Here is an 8572-nt window from a genome sequence, read left to right on the forward strand (position 1 = left end):
GTCAGCGCGCCGCGTCGAGCAGCACGCGGGCGGCATCCCTTGCCTGCCGGGCGGGCAGGGGTGAGCCGGCGATCGCCGCGGTCGCCATCGCCCCGTTCGCGAGGATCGCGAGCTGGTCGGCCAGCGGCGCCGCCAGGCCCGCGGCGGAGACGAGCTCGCGCAGACACCCGAGCAGTGCCGCCTTGTTCGCCTTCGCGATGTCGGCGACGGCCTGGTTACCGCCGCCCAGCTCACCGAAGGTGTTGATGAACGTGCAGCCCCGGAAGTCCTCCCGCCGAAACCAGTCGTCCAGGTAGTCGAACACAGCGAGGATCCGGTCGCGCGGGTCGTCGATCGGGTCGAGGAAACGGGCCAGCTCCTCCCGCACGGCGAGGTCGCGCCTGTGCAGCACCGCCTCCACCAGCCGGTCCTTGGCCGGATACAGCCGATATAGGCGCTTGAGCGAGACCCCGGAGCGCGAGCGGATCTCGTCCATCCCGACGGCCTGCACGCCGCGCTCGTTGAACAGCGCCTCGGCCGCGTCGAGCAGCTGGGCGTCTGCGGTATCCGGATCCATCTCTCACCTCGACACTTGCGCGGAGAACCATCGTTCTCTACTGTACACGTCAGACAGAGAACGATCGTTCTCCCACGAACGTCAGGAGCAGCCATGTCCAGCTTTGACACCCGCCACCGCACCGCGACGATCGATGGGCTCGAGGTCTTCTACCGGGAGTCCGGCCACCCGGACAGCCCGACTCTCGTTCTCCTGCACGGGTTTCCGAGCAGCTCGCACATGTTCCGGAACCTGATCGCCGAGCTCGCGGACGAGTTCCACGTGATCGCGCCCGACCACATCGGCTTCGGCCGCTCCGCGATGCCAACGGTCGACGAGTTCGACTACAGCTTCGACCGCCTCGCCGAGATCACCGACCAGCTCCTCGACCGGCTCGGCATCGACCGCTTCGCGCTCTACATCCAGGACTACGGCGCACCGATCGGGTTGCGGATCGCCGCCAAGCACCCGGACCGCATCACCGCGCTGATCACCCAGAGCGGCAATGCCTACCGGGAGGGGTTCACCCCCTTCTGGGACGTGCTGTTCGCGCACGCGCAGAACCGCGCGGAACACGAGCCCGCGGTCCGCGAACTGCTCGAGCTCGACGCGACGCGATGGCAGTACACCCACGGCGTCCCAGCCGACCGGCTGGACCGGATCGCGCCCGAGACCTGGCTGACGGACCAGGCGGGCCTGGACCGACCGGGCAACAAGGAGATTCAACTCCAGCTGTTCTGGGACTACCAGTTCAACCTCGACGGGTACCCCGCGTTCCAGGAGTACTTCCGGACCCACCGTCCGCCGACGTTGGTGGCCTGGGGCCGCGGCGACGAGATCTTCGGCCCCGCGGGCGCCGAGGCGTTCGCGACCGATCTCCCCGACGCGGAGATCCACCTGCTCGACGCCGGCCACTTCGCACTGGAGACCCACGGACAGGAGATCGCCGACCTGATCCGGGACTTCCTCCGTCGAAACCTCTGATCCCGCAACGCTTGCCAGAAGGAGCCCCCATGTCCGTGCTCACCAGCGCCTCCGCCACGATCGCCCGCCGGGGCACCACCGTCTCGGCCCTCAGCGCGGCCGCGGCGGCGCTGATCATCATCGCGTCCCTGGCCACGGCCGGACACCTGCTCGGCCTCGCGGTCTTCGCGCTGCCGTTCGTGGCATCGGCCGCCCTGATCGCCCTCGCCCCCTCCGGGCCACCGGCGAGACCGGGAGCGATCCTGCGGGCCTACCCGGCCGCCGCGGCGACGGCCCTGCCCATCACCGCGGTCCTCGGCCCGTCGGAGACTGCCGTCGCGGTCTCGGTCGTCGCGACGGTCGCGCTGATGGCCATCCTGCGGGCACCGCACATCCCTGCGGCGTTGTGCGCAGGTGGAATCGGGCTCACCGACCCGGGACTCGGCTACCTCCCGCACACCCTGATACCCGCGGTGGCGATCGTGCTGGTGGCCGCGGCGGCGGCAGGGCGGATCGTGCCCGGCTTCGAGTACCCGCTGCGCGGGTGATACTGGTCGACACCCGATGGAGGTGAGGCCGATGAGCATGGTGCGCAGGATCGTGGACCTGACACATCCGATCGACACCGGCATGCCGGTGTACCCCGGCGACCCGGTACCGAGACTGACCCCGCACTGCACCGTGGCCCGCGACGGCTACAACGTCCTGCGCGTGGAGATGGGATCCCAGTCCGGCACCCATGTCGACGCGCCGGCGCACCTGCGGGACGGCGACACCCCGATCGACCGAATGGACCTGTCTCTCTTCGTGGGCCGCGGCATCGTCATCGACGTGCGCGGACTGGCGCCCCGGCAGTCGATCACCCCGGCGATGGTCGCCGGGCCCGCCGAATCGGTGCGGCCCGGCGACATCGCGCTGATCCACACGGGGTGGGACCGGCACTACGGCACCGACGCCTACTACGGTCACCCGTTCCTCGGCGCCGACGCCTGCGTGCTGCTGCTCGAGCGCGGGGTGCGGGTGTTCTGCCTCGACGCGCCGAGCATCGACCCGTCCGGCGACGAGGACACGGACTATCCGGCGCACCACCTGATCGCCGACGCCGGCGGCGTGATCGCCGAGAACCTCTGCAACCTCGAGCTCGTCGACTTCCCCGACCCGCTGATCAGCGTCCTGCCGCTGAAGCTGGCGGGCGGCGACGGCGCGCCCGTGCGGGCGGTCGCGATGGAGCTCGACCGGCCCTGACCGTCACCGGCGACGGCCGACCAGCCCGACCGCCGCCTGCTCGATCTGCTCCTCGGAGACCAGCACCAGGCGCGCCGCCTCGCCGAGCGGCACGAAACTGTCCTCGCTCGTGACCCGCGCGATCCGGCCCTCGAAACCCGCGTCGACGAGCGCCGCGATCACCCCCTCCGAGACGCCGCCGGATCTGCGGGTCTCGTCGACCACCAGCACCCGCCCGGTCAGACGCGCCTCGCGGATCAGGTCCGCCACCGGCAGCGGCGCCAGCCAGCGGAGGTCGAACACCCGCGCGTCGAGACCACGCGCACGCAGCCGCCGGGCGACCCGCAGGCTCATCCGAAGTCCGTTCCCGAAGGTCACGATGGTCAGGTCCGTTCCGTCCCCGTGGGTGCGCCCACTCCCGATCGGTACGTGCGTCGCGGCCCAGCGGTCCGGCCCCGCGTACGGCGCGAGCCAGCCCTCGTCCCCCGGCACGTGCAGGTCACGCTCGTGGTACAGCGCGATCGGCTCGAGGAAGACACACACCGCGCCTTGGGTTTTCGCGGCGGCGACGCAGGTGCGGAGCATGGCGGCGGCGTCCTCGGGCCGGGCGGGGGAGGCCACCACCAGGCCGGGGATGTCACGCAGCACGGCGACCGCGTCGTCGTTGTGGAAGTGCCCCCCGAAACCCTTCTGGTAGCCGTAGCCCGCAACCCGCACCACCATCGGGTTGCGGTAGCGTCCTACCGAGAAGAATCCCAATGTCGTTGCCTCACCTCGGATCTGGTCCTCCGCGTTGTGCAGGTAGGCGAGGTACTGAATCTCGGGAATGGGCAACAGCCCGGAAACGCCCGAGCCGAGCGCGAGCCCGAGCACGGTCTGTTCGTCGAGCGGCGTGTCGAAGACCCGGGCGGCACCCACCCGGTTCGCGAGCCCTCGGGTGACACCGTAGACCCCACCCTTGCGGGCGACGTCCTCACCGAAGACCATCGCCTCGGGGTGGGCGGCGAGAACGTCGAGCAGGGCACGGTTGATCGCCTGCGCGAGGGTGAAAAGGCCCGCCTGCTCGGGCAGTGTGCCATCGAAAACCTTTGCTCGACATCGCATCCCGGCGTTGACGTCGACCTCGGCGACCACCCGCTCGGGGTCCGGCCCGCGCAGCGGCGCCATGACTTCGGCGGTCGTCGTCAGCCGGGGGAGCAGGGCGACCTCGCGGGCGACTGCAAGCACCTCGTCACGCTTGCGCTGGTACCGGGCGAGCACCTCGGCCGGCGTCAGGGCGCCCGACTCGACGAGCAGCCGGGCCGTGCCGAGCAGCGGGTCCCTGCGCTGTTCGGCTGCGATCACCGCGGGAGATCGGTAGGCCGATTCGACGTCCGAGCCCGCGTGACCCATCAGCCGGACCGTGCGCAAGTGCAGGAACGCGGGGCGCCTGCGCTCGCGCACCCAGTGCGCGGCCCGCGTTGCCGCGTCGGCGGCGGCGGCGAGGTCGCAGCCGTCCGCGGCGAAGTACTCGAGCCCCGCCCGCCCCGAGTACGCGGACTCGATCCAGCCACCGGGGGTCGGCACGCTGACGCCGATGCCGTTGTCCTCACAGACCAGCAGCAGTGGCAGCGGCATCCCCTCGTACGCGCCCAACGCCGCCGCGTTGATCGCACCGACCGCCGTCGAGTGATTGGCGGAGGCGTCCCCGAAGCTGCACACGGCCACGGCGTCCGCGGGCCAGGGCGCATCGACACCCAGCCTGCGGGCCCTCCCGATCGCGAACGCGACACCGAGCGCGCGCGGCAGGTGCGAGGCGATGGTCGAGGTCTGCGGGATCACCGCGAGGTCATGGCGCCCGAACACCTTGTGCCGCCCGCCGGAGATCGGGTCGGCGGCGGCCGCGACCACCCCGAGCAGCACGTCCCGCAGGGGATCGCCGCCACCCACCTGTCGCGCGCGTTCGAGGAAGAAGCCACCGGACCGGTAGTGCAACAACGCCGGGTCGGTCGGCCGCAGAGCGCCGGCCACGGCCGCGTTGCCCTCGTGACCGGACGAACCGATCGTGTAGAAACCCGTCCCACCGGCCCGCAGCACGCGGGCCGCGAGATCGAGGTGTCTGCTGCCCAGTTGGGCATCGAAGAGCTCCAGGCAGCGGGCCACGGTGAGCATCGAACCCTCGCGGACGGGTTCCGTCGGGGCGGGCGGGCGCCGGGAGGTCGGGCCCGCCATCGCCGCGACGGTCTCGACGAACTGCTCGTCGATCGCTTCGGCCATGCAGACAACTGTGCGCGTGTTTCGTCCCACGTGGGGTGAAACACGCGCACAGGTGGCGTAGCCGCTGTCACCCGATGGCGGCGGGGTCCATCCACATGACCTCCCAGACGTGCCCGTCCAGGTCGCGGAACGCGCGGCCGTACATGAACCCGTGATCCTGCGGCTCCATCCACGCCGAACCGCCCGCCGCGATGGCGGTCTCGACCAGCGAGTCCACCTCCTCGCGGCTCTCGGCCGAGAAGCACAGCAGGGCCTCACGCGAGGTCGACGTGTCACAGATGTCGTCGGCGATGAACTCCTTGAACTTGGCCTCGGTCAGCATCATCACGGTGGTCATGTCGTTGACGAGCATCGAGGCGGTGTTCTCGTCGCTGAAGGTCTCGTTGAACCCGAAGCCGAGCCCGTCGAAGAACTTCCGGGTCGCCTCGATGTTCTTCACGGCCAGGTTCACGAAAAGCATTCGGGACATTGTCTGCTCCTGTCATCGGGTGTACGCGTCGCTGCGTCCTCGGCTTCCGAGGTCGTCGAAGAGTTAGACCGACGCCGATCGGAAAACTCATCGGTCCCCGCCAACTATGTCCGTTCGACGCGGTCCGAGCACGGCGAACGGCGGTTGGGTTACCGTCGACCCCGGCGCTCGTACCGCCATGAATCCACACGAGTTCGAAGGAGACAACGCCATGTCGCAGCAGGTTCGGGGTGTCATCGCCCGCTCGAAGGGAGCGCCGGTCGAGATCGCGACGATCACCATCCCCGATCCGGGGCCGGGCGAGGTGGTCGTCGCCGTCGCCACCTGCGGCGTCTGCCACACCGACCTCACCTACCGCGACGGCGGCATCAACGACGAGTACCCGTTCCTGCTCGGCCACGAGGCGGCCGGCATCGTCGAGAGCGTCGGCGCGGGCGTCGACTCGGTCGCGGTCGGCGATTTCGTGGTGCTGAACTGGCGGGCCGTCTGCGGTCAGTGCCGCGCCTGTAAGCGCGGACGCCCCCAGTACTGTTTCGACACCTTCAACGCGACGCAGAAGATGACCCTCGAGGACGGCACCGAGCTCACTCCCGCCCTGGGCATCGGTGCGTTCGCGGACAAGACCCTGGTGCACGCCGGCCAGTGCACGAAGGTGGACCCGACCGCGGATCCCGCGGTGGTGGGCCTGCTCGGCTGCGGCGTCATGGCTGGCATGGGCGCGGCCATGAACACCGGCAACGTCGGGCGCGGCGATTCGGTCGCGGTCATCGGCTGCGGCGGAGTCGGCGACGCCGCCGTCATGGGCTCGCGGCTGGCGGGCGCGGGCACGATCATCGCGATCGACCGCGACCCCCGCAAGCTGGAGTGGGCCGTCGAGCTCGGTGCCACCCACACCATCAACGCCGCCGAGGTCGACGACGTGGTCGAGGCCGTGCAGGAGCTGACCGGGGGCTTCGGCGCCGATGTGGTGGTGGACGCGGTCGGGCGGCCGGAGACCTGGAAGCAGGCGTTCTACGCGCGCGACCTGGCAGGCACCGTGGTCCTGGTGGGCGTGCCGACCCCGGACATGACGCTGGAGATGCCGCTGGTGGACTTCTTCTCTCGCGGCGGATCGCTGAAGTCGTCCTGGTATGGCGACTGCCTGCCCGAACGCGACTTCCCGATGCTCGTGGACCTGTACCAGCAGGGCCGGCTGCCGCTGGAGAAGTTCGTCACCGAGCGGATCGCACTCGACGAGGTGGAGCAGGCGTTCGAGTCCATGCACCGCGGCGAGGTGCTGCGTTCGGTGGTCGTGCTGTGAGCGGCGTGCGGGTGGATCGGGTCGTCACGTCCGGCACCTTCAGCCTCGACGGCGGCACCTGGGACGTCGACAACAACATCTGGCTGATCGGTGACGACTCCGAGGTGGTCATCGTCGATGCCGCGCACACCGCACAGCCGATCATCGACGCGGTCGCAGGCAGGAAGGTCGTCGCGATCGTCTGCACGCACGGCCACAACGACCACGTGACGGTGGCCCCGGAGCTGTCGGAGCGTCTGGACGCGCCGATCCTGCTGAACCCGGCCGACGACGTGCTCTGGGAGATGACGCATCCGGGTGTGCGGCACGGATCGCTCGAGGACGGGCAGCGGATCGCGGTGGCGGGCACCGACATCCAGGCCATCCATACGCCGGGACACTCCCCGGGCTCGACGTGCCTGTACCTGCCGGAGGCGGGGGAGTTGTTCACCGGCGACACCCTGTTCTCCGGCGGGCCGGGGGCGACCGGGCGCTCGTACTCCGACTTCCCGACGATCATCGGCTCGATCCGCGACAAGCTGTTCGCACTGCCTGCGGAGACGAAGGTGCACACCGGTCACGGCGACGGCACCACGATCGGTACCGAATCGCCGCATCTCGAGGAGTGGATCCGGGTGGGCTCATAGGGACCGGCTACCTCCCCGGCGACCTTCACTAGAGTCGGGGGATGGCTACCGTCTGGACAGTTCCTATCGACATCAACACCCGCTGGCTCCACTCGCCCGAGGTCCAGACCTTCCTCGCATCCAACGACCTGGCCGACGCATCCGCGGATCCGCGGGTGCGGCTGGAGCAGTTCGCCGATGTGGCCTCGGCCCTCGGGCGACATGTGGGCCGGACGTTCACCTCGGTTCACGCGGCATCGGCGGCGCTGTTCGATCGGATCGACGGTGCAGGCCATGGTGTCCCGGTGGCCTTGCGGCTCGCCGCGCTACGTCTGATCGTGACGGCGGTCCACCAGACCCGCCCCGCGCCGAAGCCGTTGCCCGCGAGGGTGACCGAGCAACTCGGGGTGTACGTGTACGCGCTGCTGGATCCACGCAATCGATCGGTCTTCTACGTGGGGAGTGGTCGCGGCAACCGCGTGTTCGGCCATGTCTGGGCGGCGCTGGAGGAAACCGAGAGCCTCCGGTTGCTCGAGGGCCAGGAATCGGACCTCGCCGAGGTCACGGCCGCGACCACCACGCGCATCCGCGACATCTACGACTCCGGCCACGAGGTGGAGCACTACATCGCGGCGCATCGGGTCGCGTCCGCCGACGACGATCGGACCGCGGAGGGCATCGGCGGGGCGCTCGTCGGCGTGCTCGGCCTGATCGAGCCGGAGACCGAGACCCCCGGCCTCACCAACCTCGCCGGCGGCGCATCCGACCTCAGGGCCGTGCCTGTCGACGACCTGGTGCTGCAGTATGAGGCGGAACCGGTACCCGACCTGCCCACGCCGTGCTTCCTGGTCGAGGTGAAGGGCGCAGCCAAGCGGGGCGCGACGCCGGACGAGATCTACGCGATGGCGCGGCAGTCGTGGGCGGCCGGTACCGCGGTACGCGAATCGGCCGGGATTCCGGTGATCGTGTTCGCGGACAACATCGTTCGGTCCGTGTACCGCGCCGAGTCGTGGGCGATGGTCTCGCGCACCACCGACACCGCGCTGTGGCGGTTCACGGGCACCGCCGACCCGGAACTCGAGGACCGGTTCGTGAAGAAGCGGGTCACGCCCGACCGCGTCGGCCTGAAGAAGTGGCCGGCGAACGGATCGGTGTCCCACCTGACACACGCGCGTCCGGGACGCTGAGGCCGGACGAGGGGGTCCGTCCGTTTTGAACTG

General features: G+C 70.0%; 9 protein-coding genes. 6 read left to right on the forward strand and 3 right to left on the reverse strand.

The genetic code is table 11. The annotated features are described in order from the left end of the window. Position 1: 1 nt before the first annotated feature. Positions 2-556 carry a TetR/AcrR family transcriptional regulator gene (locus tag RM1_RS08495; RefSeq protein WP_072750883.1) on the reverse strand — a complete coding sequence of 185 codons (555 nt, stop codon included), beginning with the start codon at positions 554-556 and terminating at the stop codon, positions 2-4. 93 nt (positions 557-649) lie between these two features. Here RM1_RS08495 and RM1_RS08500 point away from each other — a divergent pair, with 93 nt between their 5' ends. Genes RM1_RS08500 through RM1_RS08510 form a run of 3 tightly spaced genes read left to right on the forward strand, consistent with a single transcriptional unit; the run spans position 650 to position 2743 of the window. Next, complete coding sequence (locus RM1_RS08500; RefSeq protein WP_072750884.1) at positions 650-1519, forward strand: alpha/beta fold hydrolase; 870 nt, start codon at positions 650-652, stop codon at positions 1517-1519. Between the two features lie 29 nt (positions 1520-1548). Beyond that, complete coding sequence (locus RM1_RS08505; protein ID WP_072750885.1) at positions 1549-2046, forward strand: HPP family protein; 498 nt, start codon at positions 1549-1551, stop codon at positions 2044-2046. Positions 2047-2077: 31 nt separating this feature from the next. Next, the gene (locus RM1_RS08510) at positions 2078-2743 is read left to right on the forward strand and encodes a cyclase family protein (protein ID WP_072750904.1); all 666 of its coding nucleotides are present in this window, start codon (positions 2078-2080) and stop codon (positions 2741-2743) included. A gap of 3 nt (positions 2744-2746) precedes the next feature. Here RM1_RS08510 and RM1_RS08515 read toward each other — a convergent pair whose 3' ends face one another. Then, entirely contained in the window at positions 2747-4873 is a 2127-nt protein-coding gene (locus RM1_RS08515; RefSeq protein ID WP_439958205.1) for a thiamine pyrophosphate-dependent enzyme, read from the reverse strand. A gap of 172 nt (positions 4874-5045) precedes the next feature. Continuing rightward, a complete protein-coding gene (locus RM1_RS08520) occupies positions 5046-5447 on the reverse strand; it encodes a VOC family protein (protein ID WP_072750887.1) in 402 nt (133 codons plus the stop codon). Between the two features lie 211 nt (positions 5448-5658). Here RM1_RS08520 and RM1_RS08525 point away from each other — a divergent pair, with 211 nt between their 5' ends. Genes RM1_RS08525 through RM1_RS08535 form a run of 3 tightly spaced genes read left to right on the forward strand, consistent with a single transcriptional unit; the run spans position 5659 to position 8539 of the window. Next, positions 5659-6747: an S-(hydroxymethyl)mycothiol dehydrogenase gene (locus RM1_RS08525; protein ID WP_072750905.1), complete on the forward strand. Its 1089-nt coding sequence runs from the start codon at positions 5659-5661 to the stop codon at positions 6745-6747. Then, positions 6744-7373 (forward strand): MBL fold metallo-hydrolase, encoded by a 630-nt coding sequence (locus tag RM1_RS08530; protein WP_072750888.1) that lies wholly within the window; start codon positions 6744-6746, stop codon positions 7371-7373. The genes RM1_RS08525 and RM1_RS08530 overlap by 4 nt, the downstream gene beginning before the upstream one ends. A 41-nt stretch (positions 7374-7414) precedes the next feature. Further along, positions 7415-8539, forward strand: coding sequence for a hypothetical protein (locus RM1_RS08535; RefSeq protein ID WP_072750889.1), 1125 nt, complete (start codon positions 7415-7417; stop codon positions 8537-8539). The last annotated feature ends 33 nt before the right edge of the window (positions 8540-8572 follow it).

This window comes from Rhodococcus maanshanensis NBRC 100610 (assembly GCF_001894865.1).
In the GTDB taxonomy this organism is placed as follows: Bacteria; Actinomycetota; Actinomycetes; order Mycobacteriales; family Mycobacteriaceae; genus Rhodococcus_G; species Rhodococcus_G maanshanensis.